General features: G+C 70.7%; 27 protein-coding genes. 15 read left to right on the top strand and 12 right to left on the bottom strand.

The annotated features are described in order from the left end of the window. Nucleotides 1-9: 9 nt before the first annotated feature. Nucleotides 10-870, top strand: coding sequence for an HpcH/HpaI aldolase/citrate lyase family protein (locus ACTIF1_RS20260; protein ID WP_439598273.1), 861 nt, complete (start codon nucleotides 10-12; stop codon nucleotides 868-870). Between the two features lie 6 nt (nucleotides 871-876). Here the strand turns inward: ACTIF1_RS20260 and ACTIF1_RS20265 are convergent, their stop codons facing one another. From ACTIF1_RS20265 to ACTIF1_RS20275, 3 genes are read right to left on the bottom strand one after another with little or no spacing between them, the layout of a single operon-like run. Further along, nucleotides 877-1,860 (bottom strand): ketopantoate reductase family protein, encoded by a 984-nt coding sequence (locus ACTIF1_RS20265; protein ID WP_439598274.1) that lies wholly within the window; start codon nucleotides 1,858-1,860, stop codon nucleotides 877-879. 17 nt (nucleotides 1,861-1,877) lie between these two features. Further along, complete coding sequence (locus tag ACTIF1_RS20270) at nucleotides 1,878-2,624, bottom strand: SDR family NAD(P)-dependent oxidoreductase (protein WP_439598275.1); 747 nt, start codon at nucleotides 2,622-2,624, stop codon at nucleotides 1,878-1,880. A gap of 27 nt (nucleotides 2,625-2,651) precedes the next feature. Beyond that, entirely contained in the window at nucleotides 2,652-3,659 is a 1,008-nt protein-coding gene (locus ACTIF1_RS20275; protein ID WP_439598276.1) for a Bug family tripartite tricarboxylate transporter substrate binding protein, read from the bottom strand. A gap of 120 nt (nucleotides 3,660-3,779) precedes the next feature. Here ACTIF1_RS20275 and ACTIF1_RS20280 point away from each other — a divergent pair, with 120 nt between their 5' ends. Together ACTIF1_RS20280 and glpD are read left to right on the top strand one after the other, a co-directional pair. Then, a complete protein-coding gene (locus ACTIF1_RS20280) occupies nucleotides 3,780-4,688 on the top strand; it encodes a LysR family transcriptional regulator (protein WP_439598277.1) in 909 nt (302 codons plus the stop codon). 50 nt (nucleotides 4,689-4,738) lie between these two features. Beyond that, the gene (glpD, locus tag ACTIF1_RS20285; RefSeq protein WP_439598278.1) at nucleotides 4,739-6,205 is read left to right on the top strand and encodes a glycerol-3-phosphate dehydrogenase; all 1,467 of its coding nucleotides are present in this window, start codon (nucleotides 4,739-4,741) and stop codon (nucleotides 6,203-6,205) included. On the opposite strand, the gene ACTIF1_RS20290 is transcribed toward glpD, so the two are convergent. The 6 genes from ACTIF1_RS20290 to ACTIF1_RS20315 form a co-directional block, all read right to left on the bottom strand. Continuing rightward, a complete protein-coding gene (locus ACTIF1_RS20290) occupies nucleotides 6,198-6,461 on the bottom strand; it encodes a DksA/TraR family C4-type zinc finger protein (RefSeq protein WP_439598279.1) in 264 nt (87 codons plus the stop codon). The genes glpD and ACTIF1_RS20290 overlap by 8 nt on opposite strands. 36 nt (nucleotides 6,462-6,497) lie before the next feature. Further along, nucleotides 6,498-6,944, bottom strand: a complete 447-nt coding sequence (gene cynS / locus ACTIF1_RS20295) for a cyanase (protein ID WP_439598280.1) — start codon at nucleotides 6,942-6,944, stop codon at nucleotides 6,498-6,500. Beyond that, on the bottom strand, nucleotides 6,941-7,792 hold the full coding sequence (locus tag ACTIF1_RS20300) for an ABC transporter ATP-binding protein (protein ID WP_439598281.1): 852 nt from the start codon (nucleotides 7,790-7,792) through the stop codon (nucleotides 6,941-6,943). The genes cynS and ACTIF1_RS20300 overlap by 4 nt, the downstream gene beginning before the upstream one ends. After that, complete coding sequence (gene ntrB / locus ACTIF1_RS20305) at nucleotides 7,789-8,640, bottom strand: nitrate ABC transporter permease (protein WP_439598282.1); 852 nt, start codon at nucleotides 8,638-8,640, stop codon at nucleotides 7,789-7,791. The genes ACTIF1_RS20300 and ntrB overlap by 4 nt, the downstream gene beginning before the upstream one ends. A gap of 3 nt (nucleotides 8,641-8,643) precedes the next feature. Continuing rightward, nucleotides 8,644-10,014, bottom strand: a complete 1,371-nt coding sequence (locus ACTIF1_RS20310) for a CmpA/NrtA family ABC transporter substrate-binding protein (RefSeq protein WP_439598283.1) — start codon at nucleotides 10,012-10,014, stop codon at nucleotides 8,644-8,646. Nucleotides 10,015-10,139: 125 nt separating this feature from the next. After that, nucleotides 10,140-11,036 carry a LysR family transcriptional regulator gene (locus ACTIF1_RS20315; protein WP_439598284.1) on the bottom strand — a complete coding sequence of 299 codons (897 nt, stop codon included), beginning with the start codon at nucleotides 11,034-11,036 and terminating at the stop codon, nucleotides 10,140-10,142. An 84-nt stretch (nucleotides 11,037-11,120) separates the two neighbouring features. Here ACTIF1_RS20315 and ACTIF1_RS20320 point away from each other — a divergent pair, with 84 nt between their 5' ends. Continuing rightward, nucleotides 11,121-11,483 carry a DHCW motif cupin fold protein gene (locus ACTIF1_RS20320; protein ID WP_439598285.1) on the top strand — a complete coding sequence of 121 codons (363 nt, stop codon included), beginning with the start codon at nucleotides 11,121-11,123 and terminating at the stop codon, nucleotides 11,481-11,483. A gap of 36 nt (nucleotides 11,484-11,519) precedes the next feature. Then, the gene (locus ACTIF1_RS20325; RefSeq protein ID WP_439598286.1) at nucleotides 11,520-12,830 is read left to right on the top strand and encodes an aspartate aminotransferase family protein; all 1,311 of its coding nucleotides are present in this window, start codon (nucleotides 11,520-11,522) and stop codon (nucleotides 12,828-12,830) included. 144 nt (nucleotides 12,831-12,974) lie between these two features. Here the strand turns inward: ACTIF1_RS20325 and ACTIF1_RS20330 are convergent, their stop codons facing one another. Beyond that, nucleotides 12,975-13,571, bottom strand: a complete 597-nt coding sequence (locus ACTIF1_RS20330) for a nitroreductase family protein (RefSeq protein WP_439598287.1) — start codon at nucleotides 13,569-13,571, stop codon at nucleotides 12,975-12,977. Nucleotides 13,572-13,580: 9 nt separating this feature from the next. Then, complete coding sequence (locus ACTIF1_RS20335; RefSeq protein ID WP_439598288.1) at nucleotides 13,581-14,555, bottom strand: tripartite tricarboxylate transporter substrate binding protein; 975 nt, start codon at nucleotides 14,553-14,555, stop codon at nucleotides 13,581-13,583. Nucleotides 14,556-14,657: 102 nt separating this feature from the next. Here ACTIF1_RS20335 and ACTIF1_RS20340 point away from each other — a divergent pair, with 102 nt between their 5' ends. The 10 genes from ACTIF1_RS20340 (at nucleotide 14,658) to ACTIF1_RS20385 (ending at nucleotide 23,116) form a co-directional block, all read left to right on the top strand. Beyond that, nucleotides 14,658-15,272 (top strand): nuclear transport factor 2 family protein, encoded by a 615-nt coding sequence (locus ACTIF1_RS20340; protein ID WP_439598289.1) that lies wholly within the window; start codon nucleotides 14,658-14,660, stop codon nucleotides 15,270-15,272. Nucleotides 15,273-15,410: 138 nt separating this feature from the next. Continuing rightward, complete coding sequence (locus tag ACTIF1_RS20345) at nucleotides 15,411-15,611, top strand: hypothetical protein (RefSeq protein ID WP_439598290.1); 201 nt, start codon at nucleotides 15,411-15,413, stop codon at nucleotides 15,609-15,611. Between the two features lie 42 nt (nucleotides 15,612-15,653). Beyond that, nucleotides 15,654-16,442, top strand: coding sequence for an ABC transporter ATP-binding protein (locus ACTIF1_RS20350; protein ID WP_439598291.1), 789 nt, complete (start codon nucleotides 15,654-15,656; stop codon nucleotides 16,440-16,442). After that, entirely contained in the window at nucleotides 16,439-17,152 is a 714-nt protein-coding gene (locus ACTIF1_RS20355) for an ABC transporter ATP-binding protein (protein ID WP_439598292.1), read from the top strand. The genes ACTIF1_RS20350 and ACTIF1_RS20355 overlap by 4 nt, the downstream gene beginning before the upstream one ends. 103 nt (nucleotides 17,153-17,255) lie before the next feature. Further along, nucleotides 17,256-18,461, top strand: coding sequence for an ABC transporter substrate-binding protein (locus tag ACTIF1_RS20360; protein ID WP_439598293.1), 1,206 nt, complete (start codon nucleotides 17,256-17,258; stop codon nucleotides 18,459-18,461). Between the two features lie 46 nt (nucleotides 18,462-18,507). Then, nucleotides 18,508-19,377, top strand: a complete 870-nt coding sequence (locus tag ACTIF1_RS20365) for a branched-chain amino acid ABC transporter permease (protein ID WP_439598294.1) — start codon at nucleotides 18,508-18,510, stop codon at nucleotides 19,375-19,377. Next, nucleotides 19,377-20,279: a branched-chain amino acid ABC transporter permease gene (locus ACTIF1_RS20370; RefSeq protein WP_439598295.1), complete on the top strand. Its 903-nt coding sequence runs from the start codon at nucleotides 19,377-19,379 to the stop codon at nucleotides 20,277-20,279. Before ACTIF1_RS20365 ends, ACTIF1_RS20370 begins: the two co-directional genes overlap by 1 nt. Next, entirely contained in the window at nucleotides 20,276-20,770 is a 495-nt protein-coding gene (locus tag ACTIF1_RS20375; protein ID WP_439598296.1) for a GAF domain-containing protein, read from the top strand. The genes ACTIF1_RS20370 and ACTIF1_RS20375 overlap by 4 nt, the downstream gene beginning before the upstream one ends. A gap of 109 nt (nucleotides 20,771-20,879) precedes the next feature. Further along, nucleotides 20,880-22,067, top strand: a complete 1,188-nt coding sequence (locus ACTIF1_RS20380; RefSeq protein WP_439598297.1) for a hypothetical protein — start codon at nucleotides 20,880-20,882, stop codon at nucleotides 22,065-22,067. Between the two features lie 62 nt (nucleotides 22,068-22,129). Then, on the top strand, nucleotides 22,130-23,116 hold the full coding sequence (locus ACTIF1_RS20385) for a Bug family tripartite tricarboxylate transporter substrate binding protein (RefSeq protein ID WP_439598298.1): 987 nt from the start codon (nucleotides 22,130-22,132) through the stop codon (nucleotides 23,114-23,116). On the opposite strand, the gene ACTIF1_RS20390 is transcribed toward ACTIF1_RS20385, so the two are convergent. Next, nucleotides 23,117-24,355, bottom strand: a complete 1,239-nt coding sequence (locus ACTIF1_RS20390; protein WP_439598299.1) for an MFS transporter — start codon at nucleotides 24,353-24,355, stop codon at nucleotides 23,117-23,119. It abuts the gene before it with no gap.

A 24,355-nucleotide genomic window follows, 5' to 3' on the forward strand; every position in this document is an offset into this window, starting at 1 on the left:
GGATCGACCATGACCTTCACCCCGCGCGCCGCCACCTGGCGGTCCATGCTCTACGTGCCCGCCAATGTGCCGCGCTTCGTCGCCAAGGCCCCGGCCTCGGGCGCGGACGCCATCATCCTGGACCTCGAGGACAGCGTGCCCGTGGCGCAGAAGGCGGCGGCGCGGGAGGGGCTGGCGGAGGCCGTCGCCACCTGCCGCACCGGCCCCGCCGCCGTGCTTGTGCGCATCAACCGCCCGCTGCGCCTGGCGGTGCGCGACATCGAGGCGGCGATCGCCTGCGGCGTCGACGGCATCCTGGTCACCAAGGCGATGGATGCGGGGCATATCCGCCTCATCGCGGAGGTCGTGGACGATCTGGAGGGCACCACGCCGCGCTGCCGGCTGCTGCCGCTGATCGAAAGCGCCTCCGCCATCGACCACATGGCGGAGATCGGCGCGGCCTCGCCCCGCGTCGCCGGTCTGCTGGTGGGCGCCGAGGACCTGGCGGCCGAGATCGGCTGCACCTCGGACGACGAGGTGATGGTCTCGATCAAGCGCCGCATGGCGGTGGCCGCGGCGCAGGCCGGCGTGGCGGCCATGGGCACGCTCGGCTCGATCGCCGATTTCCGCGACCTGGAGAAGCTGCGCGACGTGGTGGCGAAATCCCGCCGCGCCGGCTTCTCGGGCGGCAGCTGCATCCACCCGGCGGTGATCCCGATTCTCAACGAGGGCTTTTCGCCCAGCGAGAAGGAGCTGGACCTCGCCCGCCGGCAGATCGCGGCGGCCGAAGCCGCGGAGGCCGAGGGCCGCGGCTCCTTCGAGGTGGATGGGCGCATGGTGGATGAGCCGATCCTGCGCCGCGCCAGGCGGATCCTCGCCTCGGCGCGCTGAGGCTTCTCAGGCCGGGCGATGCAGCCCGGCCGCCTCGGCCGCCGCGGTGGCCAGCGCCACCGAAAGATCCAGCGCCGGCGTGGCGACGCCGGCCAGCCGCGCCAGGCGCAGCGGGGCCTGCAGCATCGCCTCGATCTCCATCGGCCGGCCGAGCTCAAGGTCCTGCAGGATCGAGGGCTTGTGCCGGAAGGCGGCCAGCTGGGCGATGCGCGTCTCCGGCTCCATCGCCACCGTCACGCCCAGCGCCTGCGCGATGGCCAGGGCTTCCTGCAACAGGCGCAGCGCCTCCGCCCGGATGACCGGATCGGCGAAGCTCTGGGCGATATCCTTGCGCGTCAGCACGCAGATCGGCGCATTGGACAGGCCGCCGGCCAGCTTGGCCCACATCTCGCCCCTGATGTCGCGCGTGACCTCCCCCTGCATGCCGCCGCGGCACAGGATCCCGGCCAGCGCGGCCAGGCGCGGGCTGTCACGCCCATCGAGTTCGCCCAGGATGACGCGGTTCACCGGATTCACCGCCTGCACCAGGCCGGGCGCCAGCACGGTGGTGGCGGAATGCACCACCCCGCCGACGCTGCGTTCCACGCCGATGGCGCGCCGCACCTGCTCGCCAGGGTCCAGCTCCGGCAGCCGCGTGCCGTCCAGCGGGCCGCCATGGCGATCGAAATACCACCAGGGCACGCCATTCATCACGAAGGCTACGAAGGTTTCGGGGCCCAGCAGCGGCGCGATGGCGGCGGCGACGCCGGGCAGGGAGGGCGCCTTCACCGTCACCAGCACCGCATCCTGCGGGCCGAGCGCCGCGGGGTCCTCCGCCGCCGCGACGCGGGCATGATGCTCGCCATCCGGCGCGCGCACCGTCAGGCCCTTTTCGCGGATCGCCGCCAGATTGGCGCCACGCGCGACGATGGAAACCTCCGCCCCACCCAGGGCGAGGCGGGTCGCGATATGGCCGCCGACCGCCCCCGCCCCGAAGACGCAGACCCGCATGCCCTTGCTCTCCCGGCTCAATGCAGCACCACGCCGCCATCCACCACCAGCGTCTGCCCCGTCATGGCGGCGGCGGCGTCGGAGAGCAGGAAGGCGACGGCGCCCACCACATCCTCCGGCGCCTGGTCCCGCGGCAGGCAGCGGGAGGCCTGGGCCGCGGCCTTGCGCGCCTCGAGGTCGTTGCGGCCGGACCCCAGGATGCCGTCGCTGAGCGTGAAGCCCGGCGCGACGGAATTCACCCGCACCCCGTCCACGCCCAGCTCCTTCGCGATGGTGCGGGTATAGGTCACCACCGCACCCTTGCTGGCCGCGTAATGGGCGAGCCCCGCGCTGCCCTTGAAGGCGACGGCGGAGGAGATGTTGACGATGGCACCGCGGCTCTCGCGCAGCGCCGGCGCCGCGGCGCAGCAGCAGAGATGCACGCCCAGCGTATTCACCGCCATCACCCGCATCCATTCCTCGGCGCCGATCTGCTCGAAGCCGCGATGCAGGATGCCGCTGTAGAGGCCGGCATTGTTCACCAGCCCATCCAGCCGGCCGAAGCGCTCCAGCGTGGCGGCGACCGCGGCCTTCACCATCGCCTCATGGGTCACATCCATCGCCACCGCCAGGGCGCGATCCGGCGGCAGCGTGCCGAGCGCCGGCGGCGCCAGGTCGCCCAGCACGACGCGGGCGCCGGCCTGGGCCAGGTGTTCCGCGATGCTCCGGCCGATGCCCTGGCCCGCACCGGTGATGAGGATGACCTTGCCGTCGAGCCCTGGCACTGCGTGGAAACTCCCGTTCATCATGGCTTATTCCGGCTCGATGCCGGCGAGGCGGATCAGGGCGCGCCAGGTGTCGAGCTCGGCGGCGACATAGGCCTCGAAGGCGGGGCCCGAGAGCGGCGTGACATCGAAGCCGAGCTGCAGCAGGCGGCTGCGCATGGCGCTGTCCTGCAGGATTTCCATGATGGTGGCGGCCAGGGACTGCACGACCGCATCCGGCGTGCCGGCGGGCGCGAAATAGCCGGCCCAGGAGCTGACATCGTAGCCGGCGACGCCGGATTCCGCGATGGTCGGCAGCTCCGGCAGCGCCTCCGTCCGCGTCGCCGCGGTGCCGCCCAGCGCCCGCATGGCGCCGGACCGCACATGCGGCAGGCCGGAGGTGAGGTCGATGAACAGCGCGTCGATCCGCCCGCCCAGAAGGTCGGAGACCGCATCGCCGGTGCCGCGATAGGGCACGTTGGTGATCTCGACCGGCGCCAGGCGGCGCAGGCTCTCGCCGGCCACGATGCCGGTGGTGGTCCAGCTGCCATAGGTCAGCGGCACCGTGCGGGACCGGCCGAGCGCCACGAAGTCCTGCACCGTCCGCGCCGGCAGGCTGGGATTCACCACCAGCATGAAAGGGAAGCGCCCGAGGCGGGCGATCGGCACGAAATCCCTCACGGGATCATAGGGCAGGCTGCGGCGCAGCGACGGATTGGCGGAGATGGAGGAGCTGGTGCTGAACAGCAGCACATGCCCATCCGCCCGGGCGCGGGCCGCCGCCTGGGTGCCGACGATGCCATTGGCGCCGCCGCGATTCTCGATCACCACGGGCTGGCCCAGGCGCTGGGCCATGCGCTCCGCCATCACGCGGGCCACGGCATCCGTGCCGCCGCCGGCGGGGAAGGGGACGATGACGGTCACCGGCCGGTCCGGATATTGCGCCAGCGCCGGCGCGGCGGGCAGGGCCAGGGCCGCCGCGGCGACCAGCGCCGCGCCTGCGATCATCCGGCGCCCCGGGTGGGGTCGCGCCGCCGAGATCCTGTCCTGCTGCATCGCCGCCTTTCCTCCCGACGCCTTGTGCGTCTTGTTGCGGGCAGCCTTCCATGGCGGCACGGATCGGCCCAATACCAATGCCGCCTATCAGTTATCGCGGCCGCGGCGGGAGGATGAAAAATGCAGCTGCACCAGCTGCGGTACTTCGTGCAGGTGGCGGAGCTGGGCAGTTTCAGCCGCGCCGCCCAGCAGCTTCGCGTGGCCCAGCCGGCGCTGAGCCGACAGGTGCGGCTGCTGGAGGAAAGCCTCGGCACCCGGCTGCTGGTGCGGGATGGCCGCGGTGCCCAGCCCACCCCGGCGGGGCTGGAGCTGATGGCCCGCGCGCGCGACATCTTCCGCCTGCTGTCCGAGGCGGAGGAGGCGGTGGGCCAGCGCGGCCAGGCGATCGAGGGCGTGGTGCGGCTGGGCTGCCCGCCCTCCATCGGCCTGCTGCTGGTCCCCCCGCTGCTGGTCGCCTGCCAGGCGGAGCATCCCAAGCTGACCGTGCAGGTCATGGAAAGCTCGAATACCGAGGCGCTGGAGGAATGGCTGGTCTCCGGCCGCGTCGATGTGGCCGTGCTGGGCGCGGCCGGGCGGGTCGGGCGGGCGGTGCAGCTGCGCAGCCTGGCCACGGATACGCTCTGCCTGGTCGGCCCGCCCGCGCTGATGCCGGGCCAGGCGCGGACCTGCCGGCTGGCGCAGCTGGCCCAGGTGCCGCTGATCCTGCCCGGCGCCGGGCACGGGCTGCGCAGCCTTCTCGACGCCGCCTGCGCGCAGCAGGATCTGCGCATCACGCCGCGCTTCGAGGTGGATTCCGTGGCCATCATCAAGGCCCTGGCCATCCGCGGCGTCGGCTGCGCCGTGCTGCCCTATGCCACGGTGCGGGAGGAGCTGCTGCGCCGCAGCCTGAAGGCGCGGGAGATCGTCTCCCCCCGCCTGACGCGGGAATTGCTGCTGGCCACCGCGCTGGACCGTGCCCCCAGCGCCGCCTCCCAGTTCGTGCAGCGCCAGCTGCAGGCGGCCGCGCGGGGCCTGGAGACGGCCCCGTGATCGGGCGGAAGGGGCTTGCCAGCCGGCCGGCCGCCCCACATGACAGCACCATGACCAAGTCCTACGACCTGCTGGTGATCGGCGGGGGAATCAACGGCGCCGGCATCGCGCGGGATGCGGTGGGGCGGGGGCTCTCAACCTGCCTGGTGGAGCGCGGGGACCTCGCCGGGGGTACCTCCTCCAACTCCTCCAAGCTGGTGCATGGCGGGCTGCGCTACCTGGAGCACTACGAATTCCGCCTGGTGCGGGAGGCGCTGGCCGAGCGCGAGGTGCTGCTGCGCATCGCCCCCCATATCGTCTGGCCGATGCGCTTCGTGCTGCCGCATCGGGCGGAGATGCGGCCGCGCTGGCTGATCCGGGCCGGCCTGTTCCTCTATGACCACCTGGCGCGGCGGGTCAGCCTGCCGGGGGCGGAGGGGCTGGATTTCCGGAAGCACCCCTTCGGCGCGCCGCTTTCGCCCAGCATTGCCAATGGCTTCGCCTATTCGGATTGCTGGGTGGAGGATTCGCGCCTGGTGGTGCTGAACGCCAAGGATGCCGCCCGCCGCGGCGCCAGCATCCGCACCCGCACCAGCTTCGTCGACGCAACGCGGGATGCCGAGGGCTGGACGGTGCGCCTGCGGGCCGAGGCCGGCGAGGAGGAGACGCTGCGCGCCCGCGCCCTGGTGAATGCCGCCGGCCCCTGGGTGATGGCGGCGCAGGACGGCACCCATGCGAAGCGGGCCGGCAGCGTCCGCCTGATCCGCGGCAGCCATATCGTCCTGCCCGCGCTCTATGAGGGCGACCAGGCCTATATCCTGCAGAACGACGACCGCCGGGTGGTCTTCGTCATCCCCTACCAGGGCAGGTTCTCCCTGGTCGGCACCACGGATGTGCCGCATGAGGGCGATGCCGCCACGGCGCATTGCACGCCGGCGGAGGCCGAATACCTCTGCGCCGCGGTCAGCCGCCAGTTCAAGCGGCAGGTCACACCGGCCGAGATCGTCTGGTCCTATTCCGGGGTGCGGCCGCTGTATGACGATGGCTCGGACGATCCCTCCGCCATCACGCGGGACTATGTGCTGAAGCTGGACGAGGCCGGCGCGCCGCTGCTCAGCATCTATGGCGGCAAGATCACCACCTATCGCCGCCTGGCGGAGGAGGCGGTGGAGAAGATCGGCAAGGCTCTGGGGCGGGAGGCGCCGGCCTGGACCGGCACGGCGGCGCTGCCCGGCGGCGATTTCGGCGGCCGCGACCTGCCGGGCTATGAGGCGGAGATCGCCACCCGCTACCCCTGGCTGCCGGCGCCGCTGCGCGCCCGGCTGGTCCGCGCCTATGGCAGCGAGGTGCCGGCGCTCCTGGGGGATGCCGCGTCGATGGCCGATCTCGGCCAGGACCACGGCGCCGGCCTGACCCAGCGCGAGGTCGATTGGTTGCGGCGCGAGGAATGGGCCCGCACGGCCGAGGACATCCTCTGGCGCCGCTCCCGCCTCGGCCTGCATATGACGGCCGCGCAGCGCGAGGCATTCGCTATTTGAGCTGGCTGTCCTTGCTGCCGCGGCGGTTGATGCCGAAGGCGGCGGGGCGCTTGTCCCGGGCGGATTGGCAGGCGACGCAGGTGCGCACGCCGGGCAGGGCCGCCCGGCGCGCCGCCGGGATTTCCTCGCCGCATTCGACGCAATGGATCTCGCCGGGGCCTGCCGTCATCCGGGCGCGAGCGCGCAGGATGCCGTCCCGCACCGTATCGTCGATCTGATCCTGCACCGCGCCGTCCGGCGCCCATCCGCTTGCCATGCCAGGAAGATGGGCAGGCCGGCCGGCGATTGGAAGTCAGTAGCGCTTGTAGGCCAGAAACTTCCCCGTCATCCCGATCCGCACCCGGTCGCCCTTCTGGTCCGGCTGGCGTTCCATGGTCATGTCGAAGTCGATGGCGGACATGATGCCATCGCCGAATTCCTCATGGATCATCTCCTTCCAGCTGGGGCCATAGACCATCACCAGCTCGTAGAAGCGGTAGATCAGCGGGTCGGTCGGCGGCATCTGCACCGCGCCGCGGAAGGGGATTTCGCAGAGCGTCGCCGTCTCCTCCTCATCCAGCCCCAGGATATCGGCCAGGCCCTCGGCATGATGCGGCTCGGCGCTCATCTGCCCCATGCAGAGCGCGCAGGTCCAGGTGGGGGACATGCCGATGCGATTGGCGAGGTCGGCCCATTTCAGGCCCTTCGCCTTCTTCAGCTTCAGGATCTTGCGGCCGAGCGCGGTCTTTTCGTCGTTCATAAGGTATTCTCCCAGTTCTTTGAGGCCCAGACAGGCACGGCCCGCGCGGACCATCCGGCGGGCGGCGCGCTCGCGCGGAATTCGCGGGAGCGGGTGATGAGGAAATCGAGCACATGGTCGCGCAGCGCGTGGTAGCCCGGCATGTGATGCAGGTTGGCGCGGGTGCGCGGGCGGGGCAGGGGGTTCGCCACCACCTCCGCGATGCGGGCGCCGGGGCCGTTCGACATCAGCAGGATGCGGTCGGCGAGCAGGATCGCCTCGTCCACGTCATGCGTGATCATGAAGCCCGTCTGGCCGGCTTCCGTGACGAGGCGCGCCACCTCCTCCTGCAAGGCACCGCGGGTCAGCGCATCGAGCGCGCTGAACGGCTCATCCATCAGCAGGATCTTGGGGGATATCGCCAGCGCGCGGGCGATGCCGACGCGCTGCTTCATGCCACCCGAAAGCTGCGCCGGCTTGCGATCCGCCGCAGCCTCCAGGCCGACGCGCGCCAAGGCCTTGCGCGCCTCGGCATCGCAGCGTGCACGGGACCAGTCGCGGTGGCGGCAGGACAGCGCAAAAGCGACATTGCCGGCCGCCGTCAGCCAGGGCAGCAGGGCGTGGGACTGGAAGATCACGGCGCGGTCCAGCGCGGGGCCTGAGACCTCCCTCCCATCCACGATCAGCGCGCCGGCATCGGGCGCATCGAGCCCGGCCAGGATATTCAGGATGGTCGTCTTGCCGCAGCCGGAATGGCCGACCAGGCAGACGAATTCGCCCGGCGCGATGGTGAACCACACATCCTCGAAGACCGTGGTGCCGCCGAAGCGGCGGGCGATGCCTTCGACGGACACATCCGGCCGGATCATTCGGCCCATCCCACGGCGCGCTGCAGCATGCCCAGCAGCCGGTCCAGCAGCAGCCCCACCAGCCCGATCAGCAGGATGGCGATGACGATGTCCGCGATGGACAGGTTGTTCCACTGGTTCCAGACCCAGTAGCCGATGCCCGTGCCGCCCACGAGCATCTCCGCCGCCACGATCACCAGCCAGGCGATGCCGATGGAAATGCGCATGCCGGTGACGATGGTCGGCGCCGCCGCCGGCAGGATGATCTTCCACGCCGTGCGCCAGGGGCCGGCTTCCAGCGTGCGCCCGACATTCAGCCATTCGCAGCGGACGCTGGCGACGCCGAAGGCCGTGTTCAGCAGCATCGGCCAGATCGAGCAGATGAAGATGACGAAGACGGAGCTGATCGCGCTGTCCTTGATCGAATACAGCGCCAGCGGCATCCAGGCCAAAGGCGAGACCGGCCGCAGCACCTGGATAAATGGGTTCAGCGCGGCGTTCAGCAGCGGCGACATGCCGATGGCGAAGCCGAGCGGGATCGCCACCAGCGCCGCAATGCCGAAACCGAGCGCGACGCGCAGCAGCGAATAGGAAATCTGCACGCCGATGCCCTGGTCGTTGGTGCCGCGGACGTAGAACGGGTCCCGCGCCAGCTCGACAATCCGGAAAAAGATGTCGGAGGGTTTCGGCATTGCCGTCTGCCCGCCCTGCGCCGCCGCCTGGCCCAGCAGCGCCGCATATTCGGGGTCCATCGGCGGGCCGCTGGTGCCGGTCGCGGCACGGATCGCCAGCTCCCAGCCGCCCAGGAACAGCGCCAGGATCAGCAGCGACAGCGTCGCCGACTGCCAGAACGGAATTCTGCGAGTCATGGATCAGGCGCGGATCGCGCGTTCCGTCCAGGCCGCAGGATTGGCTGGGTCGAAGACCTTGCCCATGATGGTCTCCGTCCGCAGCGGGCTTCCCGGCACGGGCAGGCCGAGTTCGCGCATCGCCTTGCCGGCATCCAGCGCGAGGAAGACCTGGCTCGCCACCTGCGCATAGTCCACATCCTGGCGCAGCTGCCCCCAGCGGCGCATCTGGGTCAGGATCCAGATGGCCATGGAATGCCAGGGGAAGGGGTCGAAGCCGATGCGGTCCGGCACGCGCCGCACCTGGCCGAGACCGTCCGCATAGGTGCCGGTCAGCACCTGGTTCACCACCGTCTCCGGCTGGTTCAGGTAGTTCTGGCCCGCGATCGCCGCCGCGACCTCCCGCCGGTTCTCCGCCTTCTGGGAATAGGCCGTGGCCTCCACGATGGCCCGCATCAGCGCGGCGAAAGTGTTGGGCGTTTCCGAGATCACGCTGCGCGGCACGGCGAAGGCGCAGCAGGGGTGGCCCTCCCACAGATCCTTGGTCAGCAGATGGATGAAGCCCACGCCATCGAACACCGCGCGCTGGTTGAAGGGGTCGGGGCCGAGGAAGCCGTCGATATTGTCCGCGCGCAGATTGGCGACCATCTCGGGCGGCGGCACGGACCGGATCTGCACGTCCCGATCCGGGTCGATGCCGTTCTCCGCCAGGTAGTGGCGCAGCAGATAATTGTGCATGGAGAAGTCGAAGGGCACGGCAAAACGAAAACCCTTCCAGTCGCGCGGATTGCGCTTCTCCCGGTGCTTCGTCGCCAGCGTGATGGCCTGGCCGTTGACGTTCTCGATGGCCGCGACCGCGAAGGGAATCGGCTGGGCCACACCCACCCCGAGCGACATGGCCACCGGCATTGGGGAGAGCATATGCGCCGCGTCGAATTCCCGCGCGATGGCGCGGTCGCGGATCACCGCCCAGCCGGCGGTGCGGATCACCTCCACGTTCAGCCCGTGGCGCTGATAGAAGCCCATGGGATGCGCCATGATGATCGGCGTGGCGCAGGTGATGGGGATGAAGCCCACCTTCAGGTCCCGCTTCTCCGGCGCGCCGGCGCCAGATGTTCCCCCTTGGGCCATCGCCTCCTTCGCCGCTTCGATCGGGAAGACGCTGGCCAGCGCCGCCAGAAGCGTCGCCGCCCCGAAGCGCTGGGCGAGGGCGCGGCGCGTCGCGGCTTCCGGGAAGACGGCGCGCAGCACTGCGGCCTCGGCCACCTCGGCCATCGCTTCCTCGCCATCGGGCACCTCGGCGGAGCAGGCCAGCGGCGAGGCATGCCGCCCGCAGCCGCAGCCTGAAAGGCTGGCCTTGGGGTCGAGCGGGTCGGCGGTGAGGCGACGCGTCATGTCAGTCTCCCTGTTTTGGAGACCAACCAAGCAACCGCCGTGCCGCGCGCCGCGGCGCCGCCAGATCAGCGCCCGGCCAGGCGGCCGCGGTCAAAGCCTGGGCGGATGGTGCAAATCATGTGCAATCAGCGCGCCTGTTCCAGCACCCGCGCCAGGCTGGCGGACAGCGCCTCCGCCGCCGCCGGCAGGCGGCGCCCGCGCCGGGCCAGCAGCGCGATGCGCCCGCCGGTCAGCAGCGGGTCCGCCAGCGGCACGGCGCGCACCTTGCCCTGCGCCAGGTGCAGCGCCAGCACCCGCGGCACCATCACCGCCACCCCCTTGCCATCGGCGATGAAGGCGGCCGCGACATGCGGGGAATTGGTCTCCAGCATCGGCCGGATCGGCGACCGCGCGGCGCGGCAGGCCGTGTCGAACAGGTCGCGCGAACTGCCGAGATAGGAGGGGGCGACCAGCGGCATGCCGGCCAGGTCCGCCAGCGTCAGGCTGGGCGCATCGGCCAGGCGATGGCCGGGCGCCACCATCACCGCCAGGGGCTCGGCGGCGGAGGCCAGCACCTCCACCTCCGGATCCGCCGGCGGGTTGAAGGCGATGCCGAGATGGCAGGTGCGGTCGTGCAGCGAGGCGAGGATCGCCTCCGACCCCACCACGGCGATATCCAGCGTCACGGCCGGATAGGCGCTGCGGAAGGCGGAGAGTGCGGTGGCCAGGCCGTTGGCGGCGAAGCTTTCCGCCAGGCGCAGCACCACATGGCCGCGCCGCACGCCGCGCAGCGCATCGAGGTCCGCGCGCAGCCGCTCCGTCAGATGCGTCGCCTCCCGCCCATGATGCAGCAGGATCTCCCCGGCCGGCGTCAGGGCCACGCCGCGCGCGCCGCGTTCCAGCAGCTGCACGCCCAGATCCTCCTCCAGCTGCTGGATGCGGCGGCTGATGGCGGATTGCGCCAGGCGCAGCCGCTGCGCGGCTTCCCGCATCGAGCCCGCCTGGGCGACGGCCAGGAAGCAGCGCAGGCCTGGTGGCAGCATGAATTGTCTCTCCGCTCCTGATGCTTGCCAGGTCTCGTTGCGCGCTACAGTTTCCGCTTGTGGCTGGGGCGTCAAGCGCCTGGTATGCAGCCGGTGTTCAACGAGGCGATGCGCGGCATGATCATCGAGAATGTCCCCTTCCAGGTGGCCGACTGGTCCGGCTGGCCGGAGACGCGCCATGAAGGTGAGACCGGGCACGCGCTGTGGCGCACGCTGGAGGTGGGCAATATCCGCGTGCGCATGGTGGAGTATTCGCCCGGGTATCTCGCGGACCACTGGTGCTCCCGCGGCCATGTGCTGCTGGTGCTGCAGGGGGAGCTGGTGACGGAGCTGGCCGATGGCCGCGTCTTCACCATGCGAGAGGGTTGTTCCTACCAGGTGGCGGAGAATGCGGAGCCGCATCGCAGCCGCACCACGACCGGGGCGAGGCTGTTCATCGTCGATTGATCGGGTCTAGCCTCGGCCGCTGCCGAGGAGAGCCCCATGTCCGTCCGCAATGCCCTGCTGGAAGATGCGCTGGTGGAGGCGCGGGAAGGCTATGCCAGCGCGCGCCCCCTCAGCGCCGCGCGGCATGCGGAGGCCGCGCAGGTGATGCCGGGCGGCAATACGCGCAGCGTGCTGTTCCACGGCCCCTTTCCCTTCACGGCGGAAAGCGGGGAGGGCTGCCGGGTGCGGGACCTGGATGGCCATGCCTATGTCAGCATGATCGGCGAATACACCGCAGGCCTCTTCGGCCATTCACACCCGGCGATCCGCGCCGCGGTGCTGCGGGCGCTGGACACCGGGGTGAACCTGACGGCGCACAACCCCTTCGAGGCGCGCTTCGCCCGGCTGGTGCGCGATCGCTTCCCCTCCCTGCAGACCTTGCGCTTCACCAATTCGGGCACCGAGGCCAATCTGCTGGCGTTGGCCTGCGCCACCATCGCCACGGGGCGCAAGACGATCCTGGGGTTTCGCGGCGGCTACCATGGCGGGCTGATGACCTTCGGGCCCGGCGCCAACCCGATCAACGTGCCGCATCGCGTCGTGCTCGCCGGCTACAACGACCTGGCCGAGGCGCAGGCCCTGGCGCGCGCGACTGCGGGCGACCTGGCCGCGATCATCCTGGAGCCGATGCTGGGCGGCGGCGGCTGCATCGCGGCCGAGGAGGATTTCCTGCGCGGCCTGCGCGCGCTCGCGGATGAGACGGGCGCTGTGCTGGTCTTCGACGAGGTGATGACCAGCCGCCTCGCCCCCGGCGGCCTGCAGGAACTCACCGGCGTCACGCCGGACCTGACGACACTCGGAAAATATGTGGGCGGCGGCATGTCCTTCGGCGCCTTCGGCGGGCGGGAGGATCTGATGGCGATCTTCGATCCGCGCCGCCCGGATGCCGTGCCGCATGCCGGCACCTTCAACAACAACACCCTGACCATGTCCGCCGGCATCGCCGCGCTGAGCGAGATCTACACGCCGGAGGTGGCCCGGGCGCACAATGCCCGCGGCGACGCTTTGCGCGAGGCTTTGCAGCGGGCGGCCGGCGACCTGCCCATCCAGGTGGCCGGCCGCGGCAGCATGATGGCCTTCCACTTCATGCCGACCGCGCCGCGCAATGCGGAGGAGGCGGCGGAAGGAAACCAGGCGCTGAAGGAGCTGCTGTTCCTCGACCTGCTGGACCGCGGCTACTACATCGCGCGGCGCGGGATGGTGGCGCTGTCGCTGATGGTCGGGCCCGAGGAGTGCGAGGGGTTTGTCAGTGCCTTCGCGGATTTCTGCGAGATACGGGGGGCCCTGGTAAGGGAGGCGGTGGGGTAGGGGGGCGGTCGCCGAGCCCCCACCCCAACCAGCCTTCGGCGTCGCGGCAGCGCCGCGACCCCCCGCAAGTGCGGGGGAGGGCTTCTGGCTGCTCCCTCCCCCGTTTACGGGGGAGGGTCGGGGTGGGGGCTGTCGCCCGCTCCCTCACACCTTCACCGGCACCCCATACCGCCCGGCATGGGCAAACTCCGTCACCGGCTTCCGCACCCGCGGTGCCACTTCCCGCTCCGCCAGCTTTTCCGGCAGCAGGGACGGCGCGCCCTGCGTGCCGAAGGCGATCGCCACCATCGGCTCATGCCCCTCCGGCACGCCCAGCTCGCTGCGCGCCCGCTCCACGTCGAAGCCGCGCATCTGGTGGCTGGCGAGGCCGAGCTCCACCGCCTGCAGCGCCATCTGCGCCACCGCCTGGCCCAGGTCGTACTGCGCCATCACATTCGGGCTGCCATTTGCGGCGAAGGTGGTGCGGGCGAAGCCGATCATCAGCAGCCCGGCCGCGCCCGCCCAGGCCTGGTTGTTGGCGCTGAGCAGGGAGAGCAGGCCCGCAAAGCCCTCCTCGTCCTTGCGGGCGGTGACGAAGACCCAGGGCTGTTCGTTGAAGCAGGAGGCGGCCCAGCGCGCGGCCTCCAGCAGCGTGGCCTCCTGCGCGGCGGTCACCGGCGCGCCGGTGAAGGCGCGCGGGCTCCAGCGGTCCTGCATCAGCTGGGCGATGGGGTGGGCAACGGGGGCGGTGCGGTCGGTCACGCGGGACTCCTACTGTCGTTCCATATTGGTGCGCTCGACCACCTCGGCCCAGCGCGCCATCTCGGCATGCACGGCGGCGCGGGTCTCGGCGGGGGTGCCGGGCGCGCGCGGCGTCAGCCCCAGCGCGCCGAGCCGCGCCTGCAGCTCCGCATTGCCATGCATTGCCTGTGCCACGGAGGTGATGCGCTGCACAACGGCGGGCGGCGTGCCGGCCGGCGCGCCGATGGCATACCAGGTGACGATGTCGAAGCCGGGTGCGCCCAGGGCTTCGGCGATGGTCGGCACCTCCGGCAGCAGTGGCGACCGCTGGCCGCTGGTGATGGCCAGCGCCCGCACCTCGCCGCTCCGGATCTGGCCGAGCACGGCGGAGGCCGTCTCCGCCACCACCTGCACCTCCCCGTTCCGCAGCGCGACGATGGCGGCCGGGGTGCCGCGATAGGGCACATGGGTCATCCGGAAGCCGCCGGCGCCCTGCACCGCCTCTGCCACGAAATGCTGCGTGCTGCCGACGCCGACGGTGGCGAAGTTGATGGCATCCGGCCGCGCCTTGGCCTGCGCCACCAGCTCCGCCATGTCGCGCGGCCCGTTCGGCCCGGCCAGGATCACCAGGCCCGTGGAGGCCACCATCGCCACCGGCTCGATATCCGCGCGCGGGTCATAGGGCAGGCTGCGGTACAGCGCGGCGGAGACGGCAAAACCGTTGTTCAGCAGCATCAGCGTATGGCCGTCATTGGCCCGCGCCAGGGTATTCGCCGCCAGGGTCCCGCCGGCGCCGGGGCGGTTCTCCACCACCACCGGCTGGCCCCAGGCGGCGGACATGGCAGGCGCCAGCAGCCGGGCCACGATATCCGTGGTGCCGCCGGGGGCGAATCCCTGGATGAAGCGCACCGGCCGGTCCGGCCAGGCGGCCTGCGCCCGGGCCGCCAGCGGCAGCAGCAGGGCGGGCAAGGCGAGGGCCCCGCGGCGGCCGATCTTCGCGGTCATGGACATTCTCCCGAGGCTGTTGCAATCGGTGCAATCGTTTGTTGCGGCCTCCATCGCGGCCAGGCCGCCGCCCGTCAAGCCATTCGAAGCGAGGAAACTGCCATGTCCCAATCCGATCTGCTCCGCCGCCTCGAGGTCGCGGAGCTGGTGCAGAACTGGGCGGTCTGGCGCGATGCCGGGGATTGGGACCGCTTCGCCACCTGCTGGCATGAGGAGGGGCGGATGATGGCCACCTGGTGCCAGGCCTCGGCCGCGGATTTCATCGCCGCCTCCAAGGCCGGCTGGGCGCGCGGCGTCTCGATCCTGCATTTCCTGGGCGGCTGTTCGGTGGACCTGGCCGGTACACGCGCCATCGCCCAGACGAAGATGACCATCAGCCAGCGGGCGGAGGTGCATGGCGTGCTGGTGGACGTCGTCTGCACCGGCCGCTTTCACGACTTCATCGAGCAGCGGGACGGCAAATGGGGAATCGTGCTGCGCCAGCCGATCTACGAGAAGGACCGGATGGACCCGGTGGACCCGGCGGCGAGGCTTTCGCTCGACCCGGCGCTGCTGGCCCGCTTCCCGGAGGGCTACCGCCACCTGGCCTATCTGCAGACCGGCATCGGCTACGAGGTGAAGACCGATATGCCTGGGCTGAAGGGGGAGAAGGTGCAGGCGCTCTACGCCGCCGGGCGCCGCTGGCTGGCCGGGGAAGCGCATGGCTGGGAGGAGTAGGCCCGCGCCGTTGAACACTCCTTAAGGGGACTCATGTCACCTCCTCGTCATGGCCCTGCCGGATGGCTGCCGCCATTGCCAGCTAGGGAGTGCCCAAGGATGGGCGAACGAGTCCCGTCCGGGGTTCAGGAGGTTTGCATGGACGACCAGGCCTTCCGGCGCGAGCGGTTGCTCGCCTCGGGCCTGTTGCGGGAGGCAGCGCCGGCGGAGCTGGCACTGATGGCGCGGATGCGGGAGGAGGCGGAGGCCCAGCGGCCGCCCGCGCGCCCCAGCCGCCCCGCGCCGCCGCCGCCCCGCCCGGACCATCCACCGACGAAACGGTTCCGCCTGACCAGCTGACCCGGCTTCCGGGAGGGCGGGCGCGCGTGTAGCGTTCCCGTGATGACGGATTCCTCCCCCCAGCCGCCGCTTTTGCAGATCAGCGATCTCCGCCGCAGTTTTGGCGGGGTGGTCGCGCTGGATGGGCTGTCGCTGCAGGTGCGGCCGGGCACCGTCACGGCGCTGATCGGCCCGAACGGCGCCGGCAAGTCCACCGCCTTCCAATGCATCTCCGGCGTTATCCGGCCCGATTCCGGCCAGGTGCTGTTTGATGGACGGGACATCACGGGCTGGCGGCCGGACCGAATCACCGGCGCCAGGCTGGTGCGCAGCTTCCAGATCGCCCGCGGCATCCCCCGCCTGACGGTGCTGGAGAATCTTCTTCTGTATGGCCCGGCGCAGCCGGGGGAGGGGGTGGCGGCCGCCATTCTGCGCCCTGCCGTCATGCGGGCGCGGGAGGAGATGCTGCGCGAGCGTGCCAAGGGGGTGGCCGCCCGGCTGAACCTGACGCGGGTCCTGGACAACCAGGCCGCGGCCCTCTCGGGCGGCCAGAAGAAACTCATGGAAATCGGCCGCGCCCTGATGGCGGAGCCGCGCCTGCTGCTGCTGGATGAGCCGGTGGCTGGGGTGAATCCCAGCCTCTCGGCCGAAATCGCGGCCCATATCGGCAGCTTGCGGGACGAGGGCATGACGGTGCTGATCGTCGAGCACCACATGGATTTCGTGAGCTCGCTCTGCGACCCCGTCATCGTCATGGCGGAGGGTCGCTTCCTGGTGCAGGGCAGCTTTGAACAGGTCGCCGCGGATGCGCGGGTGCAGGAGGCCTATATGGGCCGGAGGGCGCACGCATGACCCAGCTGCTGGAAGTGGAAGCCCTGGTCGGTGGCTATGGCGCGGCCGACGAGATCCTGAAGGGCATCACCGTCGCGCTGCCGGAGCGGCGCATGGCCGCGATCGTCGGACCCAATGGGGCCGGCAAATCCACACTACTGAAAGCGATCGCCGGGATGCTGCGCGCGAAATCCGGCCAGGTGCGGCTGGCCGGCGAGGTGCTCACCGGCCTGCCGCCGCGCGGCGTGGCGGCGCGGGGCGTCGCCTTCGTGCCGCAGGAGGCGAATATCTTCCCCAGCCTCTCGGTGCGCGAGAACCTGGAGATGGGCGGCTATCTGGAGCCCCGCGCGACCGTGGCGCAGCGGGTGGAGGGGCTGTTTGCCCGGTTTCCCATGCTGGCGGAGAAGCGCCGGCGCGCGGCCCGAACCCTTTCGGGTGGCCAGCGCCAGATCCTCGCCATGGGCATGGCGCTGATGGTGGCGCCGAAGCTGCTGCTGCTGGACGAGCCTTCTGCGGGCCTCAGCCCCAAGGCCGCCGAAAGCCTCTTCGACGACATCGCCGCCATCCATGCGGAGGGCACCGCCATCCTGATGGTGGAGCAGAATGCGCTGGAGGCGCTGGCGATCGCGGAGGAGGGCATCGTGCTGGTCGATGGCCGCGTCGCCCGCACCGGCCCGGCCGCGGCGCTGGCCGCCGACCCCGAAGTGCGCCGCCTGTTCCTGGGCGGATGAATGAGACCCCCGCTGCCCGCAAGGCCCTCTCCCCCGGCTTCGGGGGAAAGGGTTGGGTGAGGGGGCCGAGAGACAGCAACGACCAACAAGGGAAGCTCAGCTGATGATCGGGACACAAATCGGGCGCCGCGGCGCCCTGCTGGGGGCGGCCGCGGCCGTCTCCACCTTCGCCATCGGCGGCCGCGCCTTCGCGCAGACGCAGCCAGTGGTCTTCGGCGCGCTGCCGCCGCTGACCGGCGCGGGCGGCCCCTATGGCCCGGCCATGCTGCGCGCCATGCAGGGCGTGGTGGAGGCCGCGAACAGCGCCGGCGGCATCAAGGGCCGCCAGGTGCGGCTCGCCTTCGAGGATGACCAGACCAACCCCGATGCCGGCGTGCGCGGCGCGCGCAAGCTGATCGATGTGGACCGCGTGCAGGCGCTGATGGGCACCTGGGCCTCCTCCGTCACCACGGCCGTCGCGCCGCTGTGCTGGGAGAACCGGGTGCCGCTCTTCACCGTCTCCGGCGCCGACAGCATCACCCTGCTGCCGCACCAGGGCTATATCTTCCGCACCCAGCCCAATTCGCGCCTGCAGATCGAGACGGCGACGAAGTGGCTGCTCGGCAAGGGCGCCAGGCGCGTTTTCCACATGGCCGCGCAGTCGCCCTTCGCGCAGTCGAGCCAGGACGTGATGACGGAGGTGATGCGCGCCGGCGGCGGCGCCGTCTCCGGCTATGTGGTCTATGAGCGGGACAAGACGGCCTTCCGCTCCGAGGTGGACCAGATCATGCGGTCGCGCTCCGACACCGTGATGCTGAACGGCTACCTGCCGGATGTGACCATCCTGCTGCGCGAGCTGTTCCGCGCCGGCTTCGACGGCCGCCGCTTCACCTTCGCCTATGCCGCGCCGGCCAGCGTCTTCGGCACGCTGCCGAACGAGGTGACGAACGGGTTGACGACCTTCCAGCCGAGCCCGGACCTGAACAGCCCCGCCTTCACCCGCCTGAAGGCCGCCTTCGGCAGCACGGAAGTCGACCCCTACTCCGCGCAGGTGCATGACCACGCCACCATGGCGATCCTGGCGGCAGCCCAGGGCGGCGACGCCACGGGCACCGTCATTCGCGACAACGTGCGAAAAATCTGCCAGGGCGATGGGGAGAAGGTGGACAATGTGACGGACGGGCTGCGGCTGATCGCGGCCGGCCGCGCGGTGAATTTCGAGGGCGCCTCCGGCCCCTGCGAGTTCGACGAGCGCGGCGATATCCGCGGCACGAAGTTCCGCTACGAAGTGGCCGAGGGCGGCGCCTACAAGGTGCTCGAACTCGTCTGAGATCCGCAGCACGGGCCCTGTCCCGCGCGCATGAAGGCGTGAATTGATGGAAGATTGGAGGGACCTGGCGCAGGTCCTGCTGAATGGCGTGATGGCGGGCAGCGTGCTGATGCTGCCCGCCATCGGCTTCAACTGCATTTTTGCCGTGCTGCGCTACCCGAACTTCGCCATCGCCGGCTTCGCGACGGCCGGCGCCTTCGCCGGCTGGGTGGCGAATGCGGTCTATGGCTGGCCCGTGGGCCTCGCACTGCCGCTGGCCTTCCTGGTGGCGGGGCTGGTGTCCCTGACGGCGGAGGAACTCGCCTTCCGGCCGCTGCGCCCGGCCGGGCCGCTGACGGTGGCGATTGCCTCCGTCGCCATGACCCTGCTGATCGAGAACATCCTGCGGTTCAGCTTCGGCAACGACCTGCGCGGCTACGACCTGCCGATCCTGCGCGATTGGCGGTTCGACGGCATCCGCATCAACCCGCAGCAATTGCAGAACACCGGCTATGCCATCGTCGCGGCGGGCGCGCTGTTCCTGCTGCTCGGCTTCTCGCGGCTGGGGCGCGCGATGCGGGCGGTGGCGGACAATCCCGTGCTGGCCGATATCAAGGGCGTCGATCCCAACCGCATTGCCCGCGTTGCGGTCTTCATCGGCGGCGGGCTGGCGGGTTGCGGCGGCATGCTTGTGGGCATCGATACCTCGATCGATCCGCTGACCGGTTTTCGCGTCGTGCTTTCCGTCTTCGCCGCCGCCGTGGTCGGCGGGCTGGGCTCGATTCCCGGTGCCGCGCTGGGCGCCATGGTGGTCGGCGTCGGCGAGGAAATGGCGGGGCTCGTGCTCTCGCCGGCCTACCGCACTGTCACCGCCTTCCTCGCCATCCTGCTGGTGCTGATGTTCCGGCCGCAGGGGATTCTGGGAGGGCGCAACTGATGGACGCCTATCTGATCGCCATGCTGGTCTTCGCCGGCTTCTATGCGCTGATGGCGCTGGGGCTGAACGTGATCTGGGGCCTGACCGGCATGGTCAATCTCGGCCTGGTCGGCTTCTTCGCCCTGGGCGCCTATGCCTCCGCGCTGCTGACGACAAAACTCTTCTGGCCGATGCCGCTGGGCTGGGCGGCGGGCGCGGTGGTGGCCGCCGCCGCGGGCGCCATCATGGCGCTCATCGTGGCGCGGCTGCGCGGCGACTACCTGGCCATCGTCACGCTGGGCTTTGCCGAGGTCATTCGCCTGACCGCCTCGAACGAGATCTGGCTGACCAATGGCACGGACGGAATCTCCGGCATTCCCGGGCCGTGGCGCGGCGCCGTCTCGCCGCCCGAATTCAACCTGATCTATCTCGGCATCGTCTGGACCGCCGTCGCCGTGGTCTTCGTGCTGCTCGCGCGCCTGTCGCATTCGCCCTTCGGCCGCGTGCTGCGCGCGATCCGGGAGGATGAGGATGTCGCCGCCGTCGCCGGCAAGCCGGTGCTGTGGTTCAAGGTGCGCGCCTTCACCCTCGGCGCCGCGGTGCTGGGTGGGGCGGGGGCGCTCTATGCCCATTACAACGCCTATATCGCGCCCGACGGCTTCGCCCCGCTGCTGACCATCTACATCGTGCTGGCGCTGACCGCGGGCGGCGTCGGCGCCATGCGTGGCGCGATCATCGGCGCGCTCTTCGTCATCGCGCTGCTGGAATCCACGCGCTTCCTCTCCGCCATCATCCCCGGCGTCAGCCCGGTGCAGAAGGCGGCCTTGCGCGAGGGCGCGATCGCGCTGAGCCTGATCCTGCTGCTGCGCTTCCGGCCGCAGGGCATGATTCCTGAGAAAACCCGTACCAAGGCGTCCCCATGACCCGCCCCGTTCCCGATTTTTCGTCAGTTGTCAGCGCCATGATCCAGCCCGGCCAGCCGCAGGAGCTTTTCGCCGCGCTGGACGCCGCCATGGGCCAGGCCATCGGCCACAAGCTCTTCACCATCCTGGTGATCCATCCCGGCGCGAATGAGAGCCAGCGCTACTACTCGAACATGCCGGCGGCATACCCGGTCGGCGGCCGCAAGCCGATCAACCCGACGCATTGGTTCCAGAAGGTGCTGGGCGATGGCGTGCCCTACATTGGATACAACTACGCCGACATCACCGACGTCTTCTACGACCACGAGCTGATCCGCAGCCTGGGCTGCGAGAGCGTGCTGAACGTGCCGGTGCGCTGGGACGGCCAGAGCATCGCCACCATCAACCTGCTGCACGAGGCCGGCTGGTACAACGAGGGCGATATCGCCACGGCGCAGCAATTCGCCGCGCTCGCCGTGCCCGGCGTGCTGAAGGTGATCTCGGAGGGCTGACCCTCCCGCACGCCATCCAGCCCTCTGAAGGGGGGCTGGACGGCGGCGCCGTACCTCCGCAATACTTAGGGTTCTAAGGGCCTCAAGTGACCCGGCGGAGGAAACACCCATGTCGCGCTTCCCCACGCGCATCGAAGACATCCTGGCCGCGCCGACGCGCCGCGGCCTGCCGCATCCCGTGAAACATCCGCCGGCCGATCTCGGCGCCTATCTGCGCGGTGTCGACAATTTCTGCCGCGTAATGGCGATCCGCCCCGGCGACCATGTGGTGATGCTGACCGACCCGCTGCTGGATCCGCGCGTGATCCAGGCCGTGCAGGGCCTCGCCCGCGGCCGCGGCGCCACCTTCGCCAGCTACATGGGCGAGAGCACCCGCTACGTGACGGTGCCGGAGGAGGCGAAGGCGATGCTGTCGCGCGCCACTTTCGTCGTTTCCACCTGGTTCGCCTCCGTGCTCGACCCCTATTGCATCGGGCTGCGGCGCAAGCAGGGCCAGCGATGGGTGAAGATCACCTTCTTCCGCGACCTCGACCTGCTGCACACGCCGCAGGCGCAGTTCCCGCTGGACCTGCTGGGCGAGATCATCCGCGCCACCGGCCGCATGTTCCCCGAACAGGGCGACTTCACCCTGCGCCTGTCCGACCCGCGCGGCACGGATCTCCGCATCCCCTATACCGATGCCATGCTGCAGCATCTGCGGAAGCACAATCGCTGGCGCGGCCACAACGTGGCGGATGAGCCGGGCTGCTACGTGCATTACCTGCCGACGCATGGGCCGAACCTGTTCGAATACTCGATGGTCGGGCTGAAGCCGGAGGACAAGGTCGGCATCAATGGCACGGTCTGGGCCAATTGGGCGGTCGGCTTCGACAAGCCCTTCGAAAGCCCGGTCGGCGTCGAGTTCAAGGACGACCTGGTCCATGCCGTCCATGGCGAGGGTTTCGCCGCCGAGGTGCTGCGCGACTACCTGATCGGCGGCACGCTGGAGGAGCTGGGCTGCGGCCATAACCCCAAGGCACCGCGCTTCGACATCTACCCCGCCGGGCCGAATTCGCCGGGCAGCCTGCATGTCGGCATCAATGCGCCGAAGCCGTCCGACTACCTCCGACGCGTGATGCCGAACTGGGAGGAGCCGCATATCCACATGGACCTGGTGCTCTACGACGCCACGGTCACGGCCGGAAACCGCCCGCTGGTCGAGGACGGCTACCTGCTGTCGCTGCGCGACCCGAAGGTGCGGGCGCTCGCGGAGACCTATGGCGACCCGGTGGATCTGCTGGAAGCCTGGCCGGTCTGAGAAACAAAAGCCCTCTTCCCCTTCGGGGGGGGAGGGCTTTCTAGTCTGGAGGGGAGGAAGCAATGCAAACAGGCAAGGGGCCGCGCCTGACGCGGCGAGGAGCCATGGCGGCCGGGCTGCTGCTGGCGGCCGGCGGGGCGCGGGCACAAACCGCGGCGGATCGGCCGATCCGGCTGATCGTGCCCTTCCTGGCCGGCGGCGGCGGCGACACCCTGGCGCGGCTGTCCATCGGCCCGGCCCAGGCGCGGCTCGGCCAGACCATCGTGGTGGACAATCGCCCCGGCGCCGGCGGCAATGTCGGCGCGGAAGTCGCCGCCCGCGCCGCACCGGATGGCACCACCCTGTTCTACGGCACCAACGGCACCCATGCGATCAACGAGGCGCTCTACCCCCGCCTGAGCTTCCGCCCGCATGAGGATTTCATCCCCGTCGCGCCTCTGTCGCGCATCGTGCTGGTGGTGCTGGTGAAGCGCGACCTGCGAGTGGAGACGCTGCCCGAGCTGATCGCCTGGCTGCGCGCCCGCCCCGGCCAGGCGAGCTACGGCTCCGCCGGCAATGGCACCACCGGCCATATCGCGGCGGAGATGTTCCGCATCGCTGCCGGCGTCGATATCCAGCACGTGCCCTATCGCGGCAATGCGGCGGCGATGACGGACCTGGCGGCGGGGCGGATCGACATGGCGATCGAGCTGATCCCAGCCGCCTTCGCCGCCATGCAGAACGAGGCGGTGCGCACGCTGGCCGTCACCTCCGCCACGCCGCTGGCGACGCATCCGAACCTGCCCACCGTCGCCTCCGTCCTGCCGGGCTTCGAGGTCAGCGCCTGGGACGGCATTTTTGCACCGGCCGGCACGCCCGCCGCCATGGTGGCGCGGCTGAACGAGGCCTTCACCGCCGGGCTGCGGGACGAGGCGCTGGTGGGCGCGCTGCGCGCCCGTGGCGCGGAGCCGGCGCCGGCCATGAGCCCGGAGGCCTTCGCCGCCTTCATCGCGACGGAGCGGGCGCGATGGGGCGATGCGGTCCGGGCCTCCGGCGCCCAGCTCGGCTGATCAGTCCCTGGGCTCCGCCTCCGCCCCCGGCGCGATGACGGCGCCGACCATGGCCGGGGAGGTGGCGGCCATGTCGAAGCTCTCCCGCGCTTCCGGCGCGGGGGCGGCGCGGCGGCGCAGGCGCCAGAGTACGAAGGCCAGCAGCCCGGCCTGGGTCAGCGCGATGAACAGGAACAGCCCGCCGCCGGGGAAGGACCGCATCAGCAGCGCCGCGCCGATCGGCCCGGCGACCGAGCCCAGCCCGTTCACCAGCAGCAGCGAGGAGGCGGTGCCGACATAATCGGCCGAGTCGGCATGGTCATAGGCATGTGCCGCGGCGATGGAATAGCAGGGCAGGGCCAGCCCGCCAAAGCAGGCGGCCAGCGCCAGCAGCCCAAAACCCTGCGGCGCGGAAAGCCCCAGCGCCAGGCCGACGCCGATCGAGGCCAGCAGCAGCCCCGCCAGCACCAGCCGCCGGTCCATCCGGTCCGACAGCCGGCCGATCGGCATCTGCGTCACGGCGCCGGCCAGCACCGCCGCCGTCATGAACAGCGCCGCACCCGTCGCGTCCAGCCCGAAGCCGGTGGCCGCCACCGCGCCCAGCCCCCAGAAGGCGCCATTCGCCAGCCCCACCATCAGGCTGCCCACCAGCCCGACCGGCGACGCCCGCCACAGCCGGCCCGGCCGGAAGCGCACATCCGTCACCGGCTGCGGCTGCGGCGCCCGGCTGAGCGCGACGGGAATGGCGGCCAGGCTGATCAGGATGCCCGCCACCGCAAACAGCTCGAACCCCGCCACGGGATAGGCCAGCAGCAGCATCTGCCCGGTGGCGATGGCGGCGTGGTTGATCATCACATAGGTGCCGAGCAGCAGCCCGCGCGTGGTGTTGGTCGCGCGGTCGTTCAGCCAGGATTCGACCACCAGGTAGAACACGGCCAACCCATAGCCGAAGCCGAAGCGCATCAGGGCCCAGGCCACTTCGCCCACCAGCAGCGGATAGGCGAAGGCCACCGCCGAGACGCCGCAGACCACCGCGGCGAAGGCGCGGATATGACCGGCCCGCCCCACCAGATGCGGCCCGTGCAGGCAGCCCGCGACGAAGCCGGCGAAATAGGCCGAGCCGAGCAGGCCGATGGCGATGGGCCCAAACCCCTCCGCCGCGCCGCGCAGCGGCAGCAGCAGGGTCAGCAGCCCATGCCCCGTCAGCAGCAGCGCCACGCCGGCAAACAGCGCGCCGGCGGAGAGCAGGACCCTGGACAC

The sequence above is a fragment of the Falsiroseomonas sp. genome (assembly GCF_051860665.1).
Taxonomy (GTDB): Bacteria; Pseudomonadota; Alphaproteobacteria; order Acetobacterales; family Acetobacteraceae; genus Falsiroseomonas.

What these genes read in the sequence shown, in the direction of transcription:
- ACTIF1_RS20260 (WP_439598273.1), top strand. Translation starts at nt 10, where the DNA reads ATGACCTTCACCCCGCGCGCCGCCACCTGGCGGTCCATGCTCTACGTG.
- ACTIF1_RS20265 (WP_439598274.1), bottom strand. Translation starts at nt 1,860, where the DNA reads ATGCGGGTCTGCGTCTTCGGGGCGGGGGCGGTCGGCGGCCATATCGCG.
- ACTIF1_RS20275 (WP_439598276.1), bottom strand. Translation starts at nt 3,659, where the DNA reads ATGCAGCAGGACAGGATCTCGGCGGCGCGACCCCACCCGGGGCGCCGG.
- ACTIF1_RS20280 (WP_439598277.1), top strand. Translation starts at nt 3,780, where the DNA reads ATGCAGCTGCACCAGCTGCGGTACTTCGTGCAGGTGGCGGAGCTGGGC.
- glpD (WP_439598278.1), top strand. Translation starts at nt 4,739, where the DNA reads ATGACCAAGTCCTACGACCTGCTGGTGATCGGCGGGGGAATCAACGGC.
- ACTIF1_RS20290 (WP_439598279.1), bottom strand. Translation starts at nt 6,461, where the DNA reads ATGGCAAGCGGATGGGCGCCGGACGGCGCGGTGCAGGATCAGATCGAC.
- cynS (WP_439598280.1), bottom strand. Translation starts at nt 6,944, where the DNA reads ATGAACGACGAAAAGACCGCGCTCGGCCGCAAGATCCTGAAGCTGAAG.
- ACTIF1_RS20300 (WP_439598281.1), bottom strand. Translation starts at nt 7,792, where the DNA reads ATGATCCGGCCGGATGTGTCCGTCGAAGGCATCGCCCGCCGCTTCGGC.
- ntrB (WP_439598282.1), bottom strand. Translation starts at nt 8,640, where the DNA reads ATGACTCGCAGAATTCCGTTCTGGCAGTCGGCGACGCTGTCGCTGCTG.
- ACTIF1_RS20310 (WP_439598283.1), bottom strand. Translation starts at nt 10,014, where the DNA reads ATGACGCGTCGCCTCACCGCCGACCCGCTCGACCCCAAGGCCAGCCTT.
- ACTIF1_RS20315 (WP_439598284.1), bottom strand. Translation starts at nt 11,036, where the DNA reads ATGCTGCCACCAGGCCTGCGCTGCTTCCTGGCCGTCGCCCAGGCGGGC.
- ACTIF1_RS20320 (WP_439598285.1), top strand. Translation starts at nt 11,121, where the DNA reads ATGCAGCCGGTGTTCAACGAGGCGATGCGCGGCATGATCATCGAGAAT.
- ACTIF1_RS20325 (WP_439598286.1), top strand. Translation starts at nt 11,520, where the DNA reads ATGTCCGTCCGCAATGCCCTGCTGGAAGATGCGCTGGTGGAGGCGCGG.
- ACTIF1_RS20335 (WP_439598288.1), bottom strand. Translation starts at nt 14,555, where the DNA reads ATGACCGCGAAGATCGGCCGCCGCGGGGCCCTCGCCTTGCCCGCCCTG.
- ACTIF1_RS20340 (WP_439598289.1), top strand. Translation starts at nt 14,658, where the DNA reads ATGTCCCAATCCGATCTGCTCCGCCGCCTCGAGGTCGCGGAGCTGGTG.
- ACTIF1_RS20345 (WP_439598290.1), top strand. Translation starts at nt 15,411, where the DNA reads ATGGACGACCAGGCCTTCCGGCGCGAGCGGTTGCTCGCCTCGGGCCTG.
- ACTIF1_RS20350 (WP_439598291.1), top strand. Translation starts at nt 15,654, where the DNA reads ATGACGGATTCCTCCCCCCAGCCGCCGCTTTTGCAGATCAGCGATCTC.
- ACTIF1_RS20355 (WP_439598292.1), top strand. Translation starts at nt 16,439, where the DNA reads ATGACCCAGCTGCTGGAAGTGGAAGCCCTGGTCGGTGGCTATGGCGCG.
- ACTIF1_RS20360 (WP_439598293.1), top strand. Translation starts at nt 17,256, where the DNA reads ATGATCGGGACACAAATCGGGCGCCGCGGCGCCCTGCTGGGGGCGGCC.
- ACTIF1_RS20365 (WP_439598294.1), top strand. Translation starts at nt 18,508, where the DNA reads ATGGAAGATTGGAGGGACCTGGCGCAGGTCCTGCTGAATGGCGTGATG.
- ACTIF1_RS20370 (WP_439598295.1), top strand. Translation starts at nt 19,377, where the DNA reads ATGGACGCCTATCTGATCGCCATGCTGGTCTTCGCCGGCTTCTATGCG.
- ACTIF1_RS20375 (WP_439598296.1), top strand. Translation starts at nt 20,276, where the DNA reads ATGACCCGCCCCGTTCCCGATTTTTCGTCAGTTGTCAGCGCCATGATC.
- ACTIF1_RS20380 (WP_439598297.1), top strand. Translation starts at nt 20,880, where the DNA reads ATGTCGCGCTTCCCCACGCGCATCGAAGACATCCTGGCCGCGCCGACG.
- ACTIF1_RS20385 (WP_439598298.1), top strand. Translation starts at nt 22,130, where the DNA reads ATGCAAACAGGCAAGGGGCCGCGCCTGACGCGGCGAGGAGCCATGGCG.